A 15,903-nucleotide genomic window follows, 5' to 3' on the forward strand; every position below is an offset into this window, starting at 1 on the left:
GCGGGCTTTGCCCGCTTTTTTCTATGGAATTAAGATGAAATATTTCGCATACATGTATCACGTTTGATACACTATTACTAATTACATACTAGATGTATACAGTTTTACAATAGAGAGGAGTTCTACAATGTCAGAACAGAAAAAAGTTTATACACTCGATTGGGCTGGACGTACGCTTACAATCGAAGCCGGCCAACTTGCAAAGCAAGCTAACGGTGCGGTGCTCGTTCGCTATGGCGAAACAACAGTACTTTCCACGGTGACTGCTTCTAAGAAACCAAAACCTCTAGACTTCTTCCCACTTACAGTGAATTATGAAGAACGCATGTACTCGGTTGGTAAGATCCCAGGAGGATTTATCAAGCGTGAAGGGCGCCCTTCAGAAAATGCTGTATTGACTAGCCGGTTAATTGACCGTCCAATCAGACCTTTATTCCCTGATGGCTTCCGTAACGATGTACAAGTGATTTCACTTGTTATGTCAGTGGATCAGGATTGTTCCTCTGAGATTTCAGCTATGATCGGGTCTTCTTTGGCTTTATCTATCTCGGATATTCCATTTGATGGTCCAATCGCAGGCGTTCAAGTAGGTCGTATAGATGGAGAATTCATCGTCAATCCTACACCGGATCAGCTTGAAACATCAGAAATTGATTTAGTCGTTGCAGGTACAAAACATGCAATCAACATGGTAGAAGCAGGAGCTAAAGAAGTTTCTGAAGAGATCATGTTAGAAGCAATTATGTTTGGTCACGATCAAATTAAGAAATTAGTCGAATTCCAAGAAAAAATTATAGATGAAATTGGCAAGCCAAAGTTCGAAATTGAATTATTCGAACTGGATGCGGATATCAGTAAAGAAGTAAAAGATCGTTGTGAAAATGAACTTATGACAGCCATCCAAACTGAAGAAAAGCACGCGCGTGAAGAGGCAATCAACGAAGTGAAAGCAGCTGTACTTGAGCATTACACAGAAGCTGAAGCTGACGATGTGACAATTAAGCAAGTGAAAGCGGTTCTTGAGCAAATGGTGAAAGATGAAGTACGTCGTTTGATTACAGTCGACAAAGTTCGTCCGGATGGCCGTAGACTTGACGAAATTCGTCCATTATCATCTGAAACAGGACTCTTACCTCGCACGCATGGTTCTTCATTATTCACACGTGGACAAACGCAAGTACTAAGTGTATGTACATTAGGTGCGCTTGGTGAAAATCAGATTATTGATGGCATTGGTTCAGATGAGTCTAAGCGCTTTATGCATCATTACAATTTCCCGAACTTCAGTGTCGGTGAAACAGGTCCGATTCGTGGTCCGGGTCGTCGTGAAATTGGTCACGGTGCATTAGGAGAGCGGGCATTACTGCCTATGCTTCCAGATGAAGTAGAATTCCCTTACACAATGCGTCTAGTTGCTGAAGTATTGGAGTCTAATGGTTCTTCTTCACAAGCATCGATCTGTGCTTCTACAATGGCTATGATGGACGCTGGCGTACCCCTAAAAGCACCTGTAGCAGGAATTGCAATGGGATTGATCAAAAAAGATGAAGATTATTCTATTCTGTCAGATATTCAAGGAATGGAAGACCACTTAGGCGATATGGACTTTAAAGTAGCAGGTACTAATAATGGTATTACTGCTCTTCAAATGGATATCAAAATCGATGGTTTATCTCGACAGATTTTAGAAGAATCTCTTGCGCAAGCAAAAATCGGTCGTATCAAAATTCTGGATCATATGTTGACGACAATTTCTTCAACACGTGAAGAATTATCTGAGTACGCTCCGAAGATTATCGTCATCCATATCAAACCGGACAAGATTCGTGATGTGATCGGACCAGGTGGGAAAGTAATTAATAAAATTATCGAAGAAACTCAAGTTAAAATCGATACAGAGCAAGATGGAACGATTTATATCGCATCACCAAACTCTGAAATGAATGAAAAAGCTAAGAACATGATTGAAAATATCGTACGTGAAGCGAAAGTAGGCGAATACTACTTAGCAAAAGTTAAGCGTATTGAGAAGTTCGGTGCATTCTTAGAAATCTTCCCAGGCAAAGATGGCTTGCTTCATATTTCGGAAATTCAGGAAGCACGTACGAAAGAAGTGGAAGATGTATTAAAATTAGAAGATGAACTATTTGTAAAAGTAATTGAAATCGACAGACAAGGTCGAGTAAACCTTTCACGCAAAGTAGTCATTCTAGAAGAAAAAGAACAAAAACAAGAACAAGCTAACAAAGAATAAACAATCAACAATCAATCGGTCAAAAAAGCCTCTTCCTGCACAAGTTGCGGCGAAGGAGGCTTTTTGTACTTTACATAAGGAGTGAAATCTATGATTCAAAAATATAATTGTTCAAATGGTGTACGTATTATCCATGAAAAGATGCCACATTTACAATCCGTAGCGATCGGTGTTTGGGTGCACGCAGGTTCAGCCAATGAAACAAAAGAGCAAGAGGGAATTGCCCATTTTATTGAACATATGCTGTTTAAGGGAACAGATACACGAAGTGCACGAATGATTGCTGAGCAGTTCGATCAGATTGGAGGCGATCTGAATGCCTTTACTTCTAAAGAAATGACTTGCTATTACACTACTGTGTTAAGTCATCATGCCTCTTATGCATTGACAGTTTTATCCGATATGTTTTTCCATTCTCAATTCAAAGAAGAAGAGATGGAAAAAGAAAAGTCTGTCATCCTGGATGAAATATCTTCTGTTGAAGATATGCCCGATGAAGATGTTGATGAAAGATTATGGGCTGGAATGTTCCCGGAAGATGCTATTGGCAAGCCTGTAGGAGGACGAATTGAAACAATCAAGTCATTTACGAAAGAAATGGTTGAAGAATTCATGGCGAAACACTATCGCCCGGAAAATTTGGTCATTTCAATTGCAGGAAACTATGATGAACGTTTAATCAAGTTGATCGAGGCAAACTTCGGAAGCTATCAAAGTGAAAAACAGGATGCTATTTCGATAATAGAGGAAAGAGTACCGAATTTTACGGCACAACAGATCATCAAAGTAAAAGATATTGAACAAGCCCATGTATGCTTTGGTTATCCTTCATTGCCTTCGACTCACGAAAGGATTTATGAGTTAAGCTTATTCGATAGTATTCTCGGCGGAACGATGTCTTCTAGGTTGTTTCAGGAAGTTCGAGAAAACCGCGGTCTAGCGTATTCGGTCCACACGTATTATGCTGCGTATGAAAATGCAGGTTCCTTTGTCATTTATTGTGGGACCTCTCCTGAAAACTTTCAAGAGACGTATCGTACAATCGACCAAGTGATCGCTGAAGTGCTTCATGACGGTCTTACAGATAAAGAATTGCACAATGCCAAAGAGCAACTTAAAGGCAGTTTTGTGCTCGGTTTGGAAGGCTCTGAATCACGTATGTATAGAAATGGTCGCAATGAATTAGTGCTTGGCAAACATCAGACAATCGATGAAGTAGTAGGACAAATTGAAAACGTTGAAAAACGAAGTGTCTATCGCCTAGGTGAGCAAATTTTAACAAGTGATCGTGCAACATCAATTATTGCGCCCAAATCAAATATTCAGCAATTAAAAAAACTACAGAACTAGTCGACTTCCCATCTCCCATACATATGATGAAAGAGATCTTATATAGGGGAGGACTTCCATGCGATTATCAGAACTGGCACAAAAAGAGCTGATTCAAGTAGAAGAAGGTATGAGGTATGGTTTTTTGGCGGAAACAGATTTGTTGTTCGACCGCAAAACAGGAACAATCATTGGATTTGAAATAAGGAAAAAGTTAGGGAAAACTCTTTTTAGGCAAAAAGACCAGGATATCATTGAATATATTCCATGGCATGAAATTGTGCTGGTTGGCGAAGATCGGATCTTGTTTGGCAAAACACATGAGCTGAACAGAAAGGAAGTGGAAGGGTATGACTAAATGGCTTGTGGTAGGCACCGATCAACGTTTGCGTATAGCGAATGAACTATTGGTAAAATCAGGAATTGACAGTGAATATATATGTACTGATACGTTTAATGAACAATTAAAGCAAACTCTGATTAGTACAAAGCCTGATCATCTTCTGCTTCCTTTATTGATGATGGAACAAAGCATACCTGCAGACTATTTGAAAGTAGGCTCTTCTGTTTATTCCGGTAGTACTTCAGCGGAATGGAGACAACAGCTTGTTGAGAAAGGTATTAAGCATACGAATTATTTAGAAAATGAGCAATTCATTTGGAGAAATGCACAATTAACTGCAGAAGCGTTCGTTCATGTTTTTTATGAGCATACAAAACGCCAGATTGCTGGTAAGCATTTTTACATTGCAGGATTTGGCAGAGTAGGAAAAGCGATTGCTCATACATTGCATCAACTGCAAGCTACTGTCACAATAGTTGCACGTGCTGATGAGCAATTAGCAGAAGCGGAGATATTTGGATTTAACACACTACCGCTCAATGACACTACAATATTCACACATGGCTACTTAGTAAACACTATTCCGGCTCCATGGCTCGATCCCAATCAAAGTGGTACTGTTCATGTTTTTGATGTCTCTTCAACACCTGGGTGCCTAAAGCATTCCAATTCCACTGAATACTATACGATACACCTCAAATTGCCCGGGAAGCATTTTCCTGAGGATGCGGCAGCTGTATTGGTTGACGCGATTTTGAGAATAAGTATAGACGAAAGGGGAACTAAATGCTCAAAGGAAAACGAATCGGATTAGGCATCACTGCTTCACATTGCACATACGACCAATTGCTTCCTATGATCGCTTCGTTGCAAAAAGAAGGAGCGATTGTCGTTCCAATTATTACACATTCAGTTCTTCATGCTGCAACGCGTTTTGGTACAGGTGAAGAGTGGATTAAACGAATAGAAGAAGCGACAGGCGAGAAAGTAGTGGCAAGTATTGTTGAAGCGGAACCATTCGGTCCATCCAATCCGCTTGATTGCATGGTAATTTCACCGCTTACAGGTAATTCCATGAGTAGGTTCGCTAATGCAGCCACTGATTCACCTGTTTTAATGGCGGCTAAAGCAACATTGCGTAATGGTAAACCGGTTGTACTTGGTATTTCTACAAATGACGCACTAGGACTTAACGGAATGAATCTCATGAAGTTATTGAATATGAAACACGTCTTTTTTATTCCATTTGGTCAAGATGATTGCATAAAAAAACCGAACTCCTTAATTTCTGATTTCTCATTATTACCCGCTACTGTTGCATCTGCGATAGATAGTAAACAATTACAGCCGTTACTAATAATTCATAATAATGCATGAAAATAGATTTTTAAATTCTGCAACATATGTTATAATTCGTTCAATAACAATTAACGAGACGAGGACTTTACAATCGGTCCTCATGATTGCTTGTTAATAATTGAAAGGAAGATATAGATGAAGAATGTTACTGTTGCAATTGTCGGCGCGACCGGAGCGGTAGGTACGAAAATACTTGAGAAGTTAGTAGAGCGTAATTTCCCTGCCACTTCCATTAAGTTACTTGCATCCAAACGTTCCGCGGGCAATGAAATCATAGCGGGTGGAAAAACGTACATTGTACAAGAAACGACTCCGGAAGCTTTTGAAGGTATCGACATTGCATTCTTTAGTGCAGGTGGGAGTATTTCCGAGAAGTTTGCACACGATGCAGTGAAAAGCGGAGCGGTTGTAATTGATAACACAAGTGCATTCCGCATGGATCCTAATACACCACTTGTCGTTCCAGAAGTGAATCCACAAGAGTTGAAAAACCATTCAGGAATCATTGCGAATCCAAATTGTTCTACTATTCAGATGGTAGCAGCGCTTAAGCCGATTAAAGACCAATACGGACTGAGCAAGCTAATCGTATCTACTTATCAGGCAGTTTCAGGTGCCGGTGTGGAAGCGATTGATGAATTAGCGGAACAAAGCAAGAAATTCACGGATCGTAGTGAAATACAAGCAGAAGTATTACCTTCCGCTTCTGCAAAACGTCATTATCCGATCGCATTCAATGCGATTCCACAAATTGATTCATTTGATGAGTCGGGCTATACATTGGAAGAACTGAAAATGATCAATGAAACAAAGAAAATATTCGGCGATCAAAACATGGCGGTAGCAGCGACATGTGTCAGATTACCAGTTGTATCTGGACATTCAGAATCGGTCTACATTGAAATTGACCAAGACAACGTCACAGTTAAAGATATCCAGTCATTGATGAGAAATGCGGAAGGAATTGTCTTGCAGGATGATCCGGCTTCACAACTCTATCCTATGCCACTTTATGCAGAAGATAAAGATGAAGTGTTTGTAGGAAGGATCCGTAAAGATTTAGATAACCCAAAAGGATTCCACCTCTGGATTGTATCGGATAACTTATTAAAAGGTGCTGCATTGAATTCAGTGCAAATCGCCGAGGCGCTTATCAAATAAATTAGTTTAGTAGAATGAAGAATGATAACGAAAAGGAATGATCAATGTGCAACTTGGAAATGTAGGGACAGCAATGGTCACTCCTTTTTCTCCTGACGGTACGATTGATTACGCCCGGACAACAAGCTTGCTTGAGCATTTGATCGCAAATGGGACAGATTCTGTCATTGTCAGCGGTACGACGGGTGAATCCCCAACGTTAACTAGTACGGAGAAGAAGGAATTACTGGACTTTGTAGTAAAGGTTGTGAATAAGCGTATTCCTGTGATTGCAGGCACAGGGACAAACAATACCGCTGAATCCATAGAGCTGACTAAGGCTGCTGAGCAATCAGGGGCTGACGGAATCATGCTTGTGACACCTTACTATAATAAGCCAGACCAAAAAGGTATGTATGCACACTTTTCAAAAATTGCTAACGCCACAACATTGCCTGTATTGCTATATAATATTCCGAGTCGTTCCATTGTCAACTTGCTTCCTGAAACCGTTATTGCATTATCGAAAATTGATAATATTAAAGCGATTAAAGAAGCGAGTGGAAATTTGGAGCAGATGGCAGAAATCATTGAAGGAACAGCGGAAGATTTTGAAGTGTACAGTGGAGATGATGGATTGACTCTGCCATTGCTTGCAATTGGCGGTAGAGGCATTATTTCAGTTTCTGCGCACATCGTAGGCAATGAAATGCAAAAAATGATTCAAGCTTTCCAAAATGGCAACATAAAAGAAGCTGCTGATCTTCACCGTTCATTATTACCGGTATTTAGAGCATTGTTCTCGACACCGAATCCTGTGCCCGTGAAATATGCGCTAGAAAAAGCAGGGGTACCAACAGGTGGCGTTCGTTTACCACTTGTGAAAATGGATGAAAAAGAAGCTGCGATAATTGATGAAACGCTTGAAAAATTTGAAAAAAGAACACGGATTCTGTAATAAACAAAAGCCGGACGACCATTCCGGCTTTTTTTGTTTGTACTGAACGCCTACTATCTCGTATAATGGAGTTTAGTCGTTGTGGGCGGGAATAGAATATAGGAGGAAACAATGTGACGAAAATACAAAATGAATTAATTAGAGTGATTCCACTAGGTGGAGTAGGAGAAGTCGGGAAGTCCATGTACGTCGTTGAAATTGACGATGAACTATTTATTATGGATTCCGGATTAATGTTCCCTGAAACGGAAATGCTAGGTATTGACTTCGTAATACCTGATATGACCTATCTGGAAGAAAATAAAGATCGGGTCAAAGGAATCTTTTTAACGCACGGCCACGAGGATGCAATTGGTTCTATTGCGTACCTATTACAGAAAGTACAAGCTCCTGTCTACGGTACAAAGTTGACATTAGCGTTAGCGAAAGAACATTTGAAGAAAATGCCAGCACCATCTAATGTTCGCTTCTTTGAAGTGACAAGCAAGAGCCGCATGAACTTCAAACGCACGCATGTAACATTCTTTTACACGACTCACAGTATCCCGGACTCTCTAGGGATTGTCTTCCACACAAGTGAAGGTGCAATCGTCAATACAGGTGAGTTTAAATTTGACCAAGCAGCAAAAGGCAAATATCGCCCTGATTTTGCGAAAATGGCTACACTTGGTGAAGAAGGCGTCTTTATCTTGATGTCCGATTCTACAGAAGCAGAGCGTCCGGGGTATACAACATCCGAGTCTGTAATTGAAAAACGTCTTTTTAAAACTTTCCACGAAGCACAAGGAAGAATATTAGTAGCCTTGTATGCATCAAACTTCATTCGTATTCAGCAAGTACTAGATCAGGCAGCAGCTCAGAAAAAGAAAGTTGCAGTTGTTGGTAAAAGTTTAGAGAGCTACTTTGAAGTCGGATTAAAACTAGGCTATTTACAAGTGGAAGAAGATATTGTAATTCCAGTAAAAGACATGGAGCGTTATGATGATCAGGACATCGTAATTATTGTTACGGGTAACCAAGGCGAGCCACTAGAAGCGTTGGAGAAAATTGTCCGTAAACATCATAGAGAAATTAATATCAAAAGTTCAGATACGGTATTGATTACATTCACGCCATCTCCTGTTATGGAAACTTCCATGTACAAGATGATGAATGAATTAGCAAAGGCTGGCGCGACTGTACTGACGTCCACACGAAATGTACACGTCTCCGGTCACGGTTCCGCTGAAGATTTGAAAATGATGTTAAACTTGATGCAACCTAAATATTTTATTCCGATACAAGGGGAATATCGTATGCTGATTGCACACTCCAAGCTAGCTCAAGAAATTGGCCTGCCTAAAAACCGTATCTTCATTGCGGATAAAGGCGACATTGTTGAATTCAAGAATGAAAAGCTTCGTATGGCGGGTAGAGTACAAGCTGGTAACGTCTTGATCGATGGTATTGGTGTAGGTGATGTAGGAAACATCGTGTTGCGTGACCGTAAGCTATTATCGCAAGATGGGATCTTTACAGTCGTTGTGACATTGAACAGAAAGCAAAAACGAATCGCTGCAGGCCCTGAAGTCGTCTCAAGAGGTTTTGTCTATGTACGCGAATCAGAGGAATTATTTGAAGAAGCGACAAAGCTGATTACTAAAATTGTCGAAAAGTATGTGAATAAAGAAACATTTGAATGGACAAACATTAAACAAGAGATCCGTGAGACATTGAGTTCGTATTTATATCAGCAAACAAAACGTCGCCCTATGATTATCCCAATCATCATGGAATACTGATCCAAACTGTTTGTTGACTAATTAAAGAACAATTGGATTTCCATGCCTTTATGGCTGGAAATCTTTTTTTCAGAAAGGGGGTTGGCAAATGGCGAAGAAACGTGCTAAAAAGAGAGCACCAGCGAAGAAAAGACAACAGAAAAAACAGCAAAGTCAAATGCAACCACTCTGGTTTGAAATTTTAGGTGTCGTCTTAATCGGTATCGCAATTATCATGATCTTTGAATTCGGTGTCATCGGTCGAGGTTTATCGGCTTTCTCCCGATTCTTATTGGGCAATTGGTATGTTGCATTGCCATTTTTGATTATTGTACAAGCGTTGATATTCATGATCAAGAGACAAATAGGGGGATATAAGCACCGAATTGTCATCGGGTGTTTATTCATCTTAAGTAGTATGCTGTTGTTCAGTCATGTTCATTTATTTCAGACATTGTATGAAAGCAAAGTTCTGATGTCAAATTCTGCACTTAAGGAAACGTGGAAAGTTCTCATCACCAATGATGGTATACATGACCAAACAGGGACGCTGGGTGGCGGTATGTTGGGCGCTGTGCTGTTCGCGATGTTTTATTCACTAGTTGATTCATCAGGCGCTACAGTGGCCGGTGTGCTGTTACTGCTCATTGGTATCATTTTGTTGACGGGAAAGGCTTTGATTCCGTTTCTGGTCGAACAAACACCTATCTTGATGAATGCTATTAAGAAAAAGTGGGCAGCGAGAGAAAAGAAATCAGTCAAGTCACTTGAAGAAAAACGTAAAGAAAGTGCGCGCGGTAATAGAAAGACTAAGCCGAAGGCGAAGCCGGTAGACACTTCTGAAATGGAAGCAGTACATGATTATCCAGAACCGGCCAGTGAACCGATTATCTCTAGCTTCACGGCGAAAATCGAACAGGCTGCACAACCAGAAATTGTACAAGAAAAGCAGTCGATAGATAAAGTGGACACTACACTTGATCCTAAAGATCCTGCGGTTGATTATCCTGTAATGGGTGGAGAGCAAGAAAACGAATCGTATATTCTACCTTCGCCCAATTTATTGGAACCGCCTGTAGCCAGTGATCAGTCTGGAGAATATGATTTAATTCAAGCAAACGCCAAAAAACTAGAGAAAACGTTCCTAAGCTTTGGGGTCAAAGCACGAGTGACACAAGTGCATTTAGGACCAGCTGTCACTAAATATGAAATCCTGCCTGATACCGGTGTGAAAGTAAGTCGCATTGTTAGTTTGGCGGATGATATTGCATTGGCATTGGCAGCTAGCGGAATTCGTATCGAAGCACCAATTCCTGGTAAATCGGCAGTTGGAATAGAAGTGCCAAACAATGCAGTGGCGATGGTAAGTTTACGTGAAGTGCTGGAATCTAAGGAAAATAATCCTCCCGAGTCCAAGTTGCTAGTAGGTTTAGGTCGTGATGTGACAGGACAAGCCATGATGACAGAACTGAATAAAATGCCTCACGTATTGATTGCGGGTGCTACGGGAAGCGGTAAAAGTGTCTGTGTCAACGGTATCATTATGAGTATCATCATGCGGGCGAAACCACATGAAGTGAAAATGATGATGATCGATCCCAAAATGGTAGAGTTGAATGTTTTCAATGGTATCCCACATTTATTGGCGCCTGTTGTTACGGATCCTAGGAAAGCGGCGCAAGCATTGCAACGAGTTGTCTCTGAAATGGAGCGCAGATATGAGTTATTTTCCCATACTGGCACACGAAATATAGAAGGGTATAATAACCATATTGAACAATGGAATGAAGAGCACGATGAGAAACATCCGCGGATGCCGTATATTGTTGTGATCGTCGATGAGTTGGCAGACTTAATGATGGTCGCGTCAAGTGACGTAGAGGATTCCATTACACGTCTCGCACAGATGGCGAGAGCTGCTGGTATTCATTTAATCATCGCCACTCAGCGTCCAAGTGTGGATGTTATTACGGGTATCATCAAAGCAAATATCCCTTCTCGAATTGCGTTTGCTGTATCTTCAGCAATCGACTCGCGGACTATTCTGGACGGTAGCGGTGCAGAGAAGTTGTTGGGGCGAGGAGATATGTTATTCCTGCCTGCTGGTGCTTCAAAACCTACACGTATACAAGGCGCATTTGTCTCAGATGAAGAGGTGGAAGCGGTAGTGAATTTCGTTATCGAACAACAAAAAGCTCAGTATCAGGAAGAGATGATTCCGACTGAAGTGGAAGTATTAGCTCCGCATGAAGAAACCGATGATTTGTATGATGAAGCAGTACAAATGGTAGTAGAAATGCAAACCGCGTCCGTTTCAATGATTCAGAGGCGTTTCCGAGTTGGATATGCTAGAGCTGCACGTATAGTGGATCAAATGGAAGCACGTGGTGTGGTTGGACCGCCTGAAGGTAGTAAGCCAAGACAGGTATTACTCAATAAGTCAGAGCTGGAAATGTAAGGCTTCAGTTGTTCTTATTTTGATAAGTCGAAGTTATTCGTAATTTTGGCTAGATATTTCCTTCTACCTAAGTAAATGTTATAGTGAAGGTAGAAGGGAATTATCATTCCAGGCTATTAGAATAGAGTGTATCATCCAATATTTAGCAGAGCGGAAAGCGCTACCATGCAATGTAACACAGCCACTGTTTTTATGAACGTCAAAAGGGGAAAGGTAATAAATTCCCAAGTGATTAATTAACAATGATTCTTTCGTATCCAATTATTGGGTAAAAAGTAGTGTCGATAGGGTATAAGACGTATAGCGTCCTAACATAATACCAAAATTATCCAGGGGAGGTCATTAATCATGAAAAAAAGAAAATTTGGTCTAGCGATGTCTTTAGTGTTAGCTGCAGGTACAATGTTAGCAGCATGTGGCTCTGACGATAAGGACAAAAACAATGCGGGTGAAAAGCCGGCAACAGGGGACAACGGTGAGAAAAGCGAATTCTCAATTGCTATGGTAACTGACGTTGGAGGAATTGATGATAAATCATTCAACCAATCTGCATGGAAAGGCGTTAAAGAATTCGGGGAAGATCAAGGATGGGAAAAAGGAACCGGCGGATACGATTACCTTCAGTCAACTGGCCCGGAAGATTATACAACTAACCTTAACAACTTGGCTCGTCGTGACTTCAACTTAATTTTCGGAGTAGGTTTCTTGATGGAAGATGCAATTGAAGATATTGCAGCACAACAAAAAGATACTCAATTCTCAATTATTGATGGTGAAGTAGATGCTCCAAACGTAGCTAGCATCCTCTTTAAAGAACAAGAAGGCGGATACTTAGCTGGAGTCGCTGCTGGATTAATGACAAAATCAAATAAGATTGGTTTCATTGGTGGTATGGACAATCCTGTAATCGAGCGGTTTGAAGCTGGATTCCTTGAGGGTGTTAAATCAGTTAAGCCTGAAATCAAAGTAGATTCAAAATATGTAGGTGCATTTGATAAAGCGGAACTTGGTAAAGCAGAGGCGGGTCGTATGTATTCTTCTGGCGTAGACATTATTTTCCACGCTGCTGGCGGAACGGGTAACGGTGTATTCTCAGAAGCGAAAGAACGTAAGCAAGCAGATAAAGATGCATACGTATGGGTAATCGGTGTTGACTCTGACCAGTACGAAGAAGGTAAAGTTGGAGATGACAACGTTACACTTACATCTATGTTAAAACGTGTTGACGTAGCAGTTAAAGACATTGCCGATTTGTCAATGGCTGGTAACTTCCCTGGTGGGGAAACAAAAGTATATGGTCTTTCAGATGACGGTTTAGGTCTTGCTGATTCACGTGGTGCTATTCCACAAGACGTATTGGATCAAATTGATGAACATGCACAAAAAATTGCAAATGGTGAAATTGAAGTACCAGAGTTTGTAGAAAAAAAGAAATAAGGTCATTAAACAGATGAAGGCCGGTTTCATATCCGGCCTTCATTTCATTAAGTTAATAAAATAAAGGTTCCTTGGTCATTGTTCCGGAACTTTTATTTTATTAATTTCTAAGATTAATAATAAAAAAATATCTGTAAGCTACTTATAAAAATGGTAAAGCTTTCAACTTTTCACATGGGGGTTTTATCACGTATTATTGAAGAGAAGAGTCGTGCTACTTAATTCTATTGAATTCAATTATGGGCAAGGAAGTGATTGGGATGGATTATGTAATTGAAATGCTAGACGTTTCAAAAAAGTTCGGAAATTTCTATGCGAATGATCATATTACATTACAACTGAAGAAAGGCGAGATTCACGCATTGCTAGGTGAAAACGGTGCTGGGAAATCGACCCTAATGAATGTATTATTTGGTTTGTATCAACCGGATGGTGGCGAAATTCGTGTCCGTGGCGAAAATGTAGCCATCACTGATCCCAACGTGGCAAATGATCTAGGAATTGGGATGGTGCATCAGCATTTTATGTTGGTGGAGAATTTAACGGTTACCGAAAATATTATTTTAGGTAGTGAGCCAACTAAATCTGGAATTATCAACATTAAGGATTCTGCGAAAAAAGTAGCGGAAATTTCTAAGATGTATGGGCTAGATGTGGATCCTTACGCCAAAATAGAAGATATTTCCGTAGGTATGCAACAACGTGTCGAAATTCTTAAGACACTTTATCGTGGAGCAGATATCTTAATATTTGATGAACCTACCGCATCATTAACGCCTCAGGAAATTGATGAATTATTGAATATTATGAAAAAGCTCGTTGCAGAAGGAAAATCAATCATCTTGATCACCCATAAACTGGCGGAAATTATGAATGTCTCAGACAAAGTAACTGTCATCCGCAAAGGTAAAGGAATTGGTACTGTTATTACATCGGAAACGAATCCCGAAGAGTTGGCGACGTTGATGGTAGGACGTCAAGTCACATTTAAAACGGAAAAAGGTCCATCTCATCCTACTGAAGAAGTATTGAAGATAGAAAATCTACAAGTTAATGACTACCGGGGTGTTGCTAAATTAAAAGGCCTTAATCTTTCAGTACGCCGCGGTGAAATTGTTGGAATTGCCGGCATTGATGGGAACGGCCAATCCGAATTAATCGAAGCAATTACTGGCTTAACTAAAGTGAAGAGCGGGAAGATTCTCATCAATGATGAAGATGTCACAAATAAAAAACCGCGAAAAATTACTGAAACCGGTATTGGACATATTCCACAAGACCGCCACAAGCACGGACTTATATTAGACTTTTCAGTGGCGTATAATACCGCGCTTCAATCGTATTATCATGAACCATTATCTAAAGGTGGAATCATGGATTATAAAGTGATCAATGAAAAAGCAGAAGAACTGATCAAAGAGTACGATGTGCGAACGCAAGGTACACATGAATTAGCGAGAGCATTATCCGGTGGGAATCAGCAAAAGCTAATCATCGGACGGGAAATTATGAGAAATCCGGATTTACTGATTGCGGCATTACCTACTCGTGGTTTGGACGTTGGAGCAATCGAGTTTATTCATCGGCGTCTAATTGAGCAACGCGACAGTGGAAAAGCGGTTTTACTCATTACATTTGAATTGGATGAAGTCATGAACGTTTCAGATAAAATCGCAGTTATTTATGATGGAACTATAGTAGGTACCGTAATTCCACAAGAGACAACGGAACAAGCACTAGGATTAATGATGGCAGGCCATTCAAAAGATGTTGCTGAGAAAAAAGTTCTAGCTGCTGAGAAGGACGGTGATGAACATCATGTCGAATAAAATGATCAATATACTGGTCCCGGTGATTTCGATCTTTTTAGGGCTCTTAGTAGGCGCGATCGTGATGCTGATCAGTGATTATAACCCAATCACAGGCTATATGGCATTATGGAATGGTATTTTCGGTGATTCTTATGCCATTGGTGAAACTATTCGTCAAATCAGTCCATACTTACTAGCAGGACTTGCAGTAGCGTTTGCATTTAGAACTGGACTTTTTAATATCGGAGTAGAAGGACAACTAATTGTGGGCTGGTTTGCTGCGGCTTACGTTGGGATGGCGTTCGATCTTCCTAAAATTATTCACTTACCTTTTGCACTCATAGCAGCTGCTGTTGCTGGGGCACTCTGGGGACTTGTACCAGGTATTTTGAAAGCAACATTGAAAGTACATGAAGTTATTGTCACGATTATGATGAACTACATTGCCTTACATGTGGTTAACGCATTAATTAAAACACTCTCCGGTGGTGGATTCAAATTGGAGCGTATCCATGAATCGGCCTCGCTTCGGTCGGAGTTCTTATCAAATCTAACGGACTACTCCACATTGCATTACGGAATTTTTGTAGCATTGGCTATGGTTGTTGTCATGTGGTTCATTTTAGAGAAAACGAAGACTGGATATGAATTGAAATCTGTAGGATATAACGATAATGCAGCCCGATATGCGGGGATGAGCGCCAACAAGAATATTATTCTTGCAATGGTCATTTCTGGTGCGTTCGCTGGACTAGGAGGCGCGATGGAAGCGCTTGGTACGTTTGGTAACATGTCTTCCATGGGTGGCTTTACAGGGATCGGTTTTGATGGAATCGCTGTAGCCTTGCTTGGTGCGAATACGCCACTTGGTGTCATCTTCGGGGCTACATTATTCGGTTCATTGAAATATGGTGCGAATAATATGCCGAATGAAGCAGGCATTCCAGTAGAAATTGTTTCAATTATTATAGCATTGGTTATTTTCTTTGTTGCTTGCGGATACATCATCCGTGTAGGACTCATACGTTTGCGCAACAAGAAGGAGGCAAAGTGA

The 15,903-nt window shown here is 40.6% G+C and carries 12 protein-coding genes; all 12 read left to right on the forward strand.

All coding sequences use genetic code 11. The features are described from left to right. Window positions 1-127 precede the first annotated feature (127 nt). The 12 genes from pnp (at window position 128) to CSV73_RS01050 (ending at window position 15,903) form a co-directional block, all read left to right on the forward strand. Entirely contained in the window at window positions 128-2,254 is a 2,127-nt protein-coding gene (pnp, locus tag CSV73_RS00995; RefSeq protein WP_099626382.1) for a polyribonucleotide nucleotidyltransferase, read from the forward strand. Window positions 2,255-2,344: 90 nt separating this feature from the next. Further along, window positions 2,345-3,604 carry a M16 family metallopeptidase gene (locus CSV73_RS01000; RefSeq protein WP_085133276.1) on the forward strand — a complete coding sequence of 420 codons (1,260 nt, stop codon included), beginning with the start codon at window positions 2,345-2,347 and terminating at the stop codon, window positions 3,602-3,604. A 58-nt stretch (window positions 3,605-3,662) separates the two neighbouring features. After that, entirely contained in the window at window positions 3,663-3,941 is a 279-nt protein-coding gene (locus tag CSV73_RS01005; RefSeq protein ID WP_099626383.1) for a YlmC/YmxH family sporulation protein, read from the forward strand. After that, window positions 3,934-4,740 carry a dipicolinate synthase subunit A gene (locus tag CSV73_RS01010; RefSeq protein WP_099626384.1) on the forward strand — a complete coding sequence of 269 codons (807 nt, stop codon included), beginning with the start codon at window positions 3,934-3,936 and terminating at the stop codon, window positions 4,738-4,740. The genes CSV73_RS01005 and CSV73_RS01010 overlap by 8 nt, the downstream gene beginning before the upstream one ends. Continuing rightward, window positions 4,713-5,303, forward strand: a complete 591-nt coding sequence (locus CSV73_RS01015) for a dipicolinate synthase subunit B (protein ID WP_029053157.1) — start codon at window positions 4,713-4,715, stop codon at window positions 5,301-5,303. Before CSV73_RS01010 ends, CSV73_RS01015 begins: the two co-directional genes overlap by 28 nt. 117 nt (window positions 5,304-5,420) lie before the next feature. Beyond that, a complete protein-coding gene (asd, locus tag CSV73_RS01020) occupies window positions 5,421-6,446 on the forward strand; it encodes an aspartate-semialdehyde dehydrogenase (protein ID WP_085133279.1) in 1,026 nt (341 codons plus the stop codon). A gap of 46 nt (window positions 6,447-6,492) precedes the next feature. Continuing rightward, window positions 6,493-7,383 carry a 4-hydroxy-tetrahydrodipicolinate synthase gene (gene dapA / locus CSV73_RS01025; RefSeq protein WP_233202826.1) on the forward strand — a complete coding sequence of 297 codons (891 nt, stop codon included), beginning with the start codon at window positions 6,493-6,495 and terminating at the stop codon, window positions 7,381-7,383. Window positions 7,384-7,496: 113 nt separating this feature from the next. Beyond that, entirely contained in the window at window positions 7,497-9,164 is a 1,668-nt protein-coding gene (locus CSV73_RS01030; RefSeq protein WP_085133281.1) for a ribonuclease J, read from the forward strand. A gap of 88 nt (window positions 9,165-9,252) precedes the next feature. After that, window positions 9,253-11,601, forward strand: coding sequence for a DNA translocase FtsK (locus tag CSV73_RS01035; protein ID WP_099626386.1), 2,349 nt, complete (start codon window positions 9,253-9,255; stop codon window positions 11,599-11,601). A 348-nt stretch (window positions 11,602-11,949) separates the two neighbouring features. Further along, a complete protein-coding gene (locus tag CSV73_RS01040) occupies window positions 11,950-13,038 on the forward strand; it encodes a BMP family lipoprotein (RefSeq protein ID WP_099626387.1) in 1,089 nt (362 codons plus the stop codon). 260 nt (window positions 13,039-13,298) lie between these two features. Then, window positions 13,299-14,867, forward strand: coding sequence for an ABC transporter ATP-binding protein (locus tag CSV73_RS01045; RefSeq protein ID WP_099626388.1), 1,569 nt, complete (start codon window positions 13,299-13,301; stop codon window positions 14,865-14,867). Continuing rightward, window positions 14,857-15,903, forward strand: coding sequence for an ABC transporter permease (locus tag CSV73_RS01050; protein WP_085133692.1), 1,047 nt, complete (start codon window positions 14,857-14,859; stop codon window positions 15,901-15,903). The genes CSV73_RS01045 and CSV73_RS01050 overlap by 11 nt, the downstream gene beginning before the upstream one ends.

Source organism: Sporosarcina sp. P1, assembly GCF_002743155.1.
Classification (GTDB): Bacteria; Bacillota; Bacilli; order Bacillales_A; family Planococcaceae; genus Sporosarcina; species Sporosarcina ureae_B.

Coding starts and splice junctions, on each gene's coding strand:
- pnp (WP_099626382.1), top strand. CDS start 128: ATGTCAGAACAGAAAAAAGTTTATACACTCGATTGGGCTGGACGTACG.
- CSV73_RS01000 (WP_085133276.1), top strand. CDS start 2,345: ATGATTCAAAAATATAATTGTTCAAATGGTGTACGTATTATCCATGAA.
- CSV73_RS01005 (WP_099626383.1), top strand. CDS start 3,663: ATGCGATTATCAGAACTGGCACAAAAAGAGCTGATTCAAGTAGAAGAA.
- CSV73_RS01010 (WP_099626384.1), top strand. CDS start 3,934: ATGACTAAATGGCTTGTGGTAGGCACCGATCAACGTTTGCGTATAGCG.
- CSV73_RS01015 (WP_029053157.1), top strand. CDS start 4,713: ATGCTCAAAGGAAAACGAATCGGATTAGGCATCACTGCTTCACATTGC.
- asd (WP_085133279.1), top strand. CDS start 5,421: ATGAAGAATGTTACTGTTGCAATTGTCGGCGCGACCGGAGCGGTAGGT.
- CSV73_RS01035 (WP_099626386.1), top strand. CDS start 9,253: ATGGCGAAGAAACGTGCTAAAAAGAGAGCACCAGCGAAGAAAAGACAA.
- CSV73_RS01040 (WP_099626387.1), top strand. CDS start 11,950: ATGAAAAAAAGAAAATTTGGTCTAGCGATGTCTTTAGTGTTAGCTGCA.
- CSV73_RS01045 (WP_099626388.1), top strand. CDS start 13,299: ATGGATTATGTAATTGAAATGCTAGACGTTTCAAAAAAGTTCGGAAAT.
- CSV73_RS01050 (WP_085133692.1), top strand. CDS start 14,857: ATGTCGAATAAAATGATCAATATACTGGTCCCGGTGATTTCGATCTTT.